The organism is Mesorhizobium sp. M7A.F.Ca.CA.002.09.1.1, assembly GCF_003998555.1.
Lineage (GTDB): Bacteria > Pseudomonadota > Alphaproteobacteria > Rhizobiales > Rhizobiaceae > Mesorhizobium > Mesorhizobium ciceri.
Window position 1 is genome coordinate 1 of sequence record NZ_RZRR01001228.1, and the last position, 1,264, is coordinate 1,264.

The following is a 1,264-nucleotide window of genomic DNA, read 5'->3' on the forward strand; positions in this document are numbered from 1 at the left end:
GGCCGATGCCTTTGCCGCCGCCCTCGAACGCTGGCCAAGAACCGGCGTACCCAAGAAACCGGAAGCCTGGCTGCTGGCGGTGGCAAGGCGGCGCCGCGTCGATGCGGTGCGGCGCCGGCTGACCAGCGAGGCCGGCCGCGAGCATCTCAAGCTGATTGCCGAGGAAGCGGAGGCGCGCATGACCGACGAAGACCTGCCCGACGAGCGGCTGCGGCTGATGTTCGCCTGCGCCCATCCGGCGATCGAATCGAGCGTGCGTTCGCCGCTCATCCTGCAGACGGTGCTGGGGTTCGACGCCGCGACGATCGCTTCCGCCTTCCTGGTCTCGCCGGCAACGATGGGCCAGCGCCTGGTGCGAGCCAAGTCCCGCATCCGTGAAACCGGTATTCCGTTCCGCGTGCCGGAGCAGGCCGAACTCGGCGAACGGCTGGATGCGGTGCTGGAAGCGATCTACGCCGCCTTCGCCGAAGGCTGGTCCGACCCGGCGGGCACCGAGACGCGAGGGCGCAATCTGGCGACCGAAGGCATTTGGCTCGGCCGGCTGGTGGCTTCGCTGTTGCCGGAGGAGCCGGAGGCGCTGGGCCTCCTGTCGCTGATGCTGTTTGCTGAGTCGCGCCGCGCCGCACGGCGCAGCGCCGCCGGCGACTTCGTGCCGCTGGCGGAACAGGATTGCCTTCTATGGGACCGCGCCCTGATCGATGAGGCGGAGGCGCTGCTTTCCCACGCCGCGGCCAAGGGCATCATCGGCCGCTACCAGCTTGAGGCGGCCGTGCAGTCCGCGCATGCGGCACGACGGCTGACCGGCCGCACCGACTGGGCGGCGATCCGCGAGTTCTACGACGCGTTGCTTTCGATCGCAGGATCGCCGGTGGTGGCGATAAACCGCGCGGTGGCGATCGCCGAGGCCGAGGGCGCAGTGGCGGGATTGGCGGCCCTCTACGTGCTGGGCGACGACAAACGGCTTGATGACTATCAGCCCTATTGGGCCGCACGCGCCGGTCTCCTGGCCAGGCTTGGTCAGGTACTGCAAGCCTGCGAAGCCTATGACCGGGCGATCGGCCTCGAGCGCGACCCGGCGGTGCGCCGCTTCCTGCAGGAAAAGCGGGCAGTGCTCAGAAATTGAGCTTCAGCCCGGCCACATCTCGTGCGAGGTGTTGAGCGTCTTCATCAGCGGATGGTCGCGCAGCCGCGCCCACAGGCGTTCAATGTTCGGCCATGCCGTCCGCGCGCTGTCGATGTCGGGATGCCAGGCCACCAGCATGAC

Annotated in this window: 1 protein-coding gene; it reads left to right on the forward strand. The window is 68.8% G+C overall.

The window, feature by feature from the left end:
* The coding region (locus EN994_RS32040; RefSeq protein WP_164746444.1) for an RNA polymerase sigma factor at nt 1–1,123 on the forward strand (1,123 nt) is incomplete at its 5' end.
* Nucleotides 1,124–1,264 lie beyond the last annotated feature (141 nt).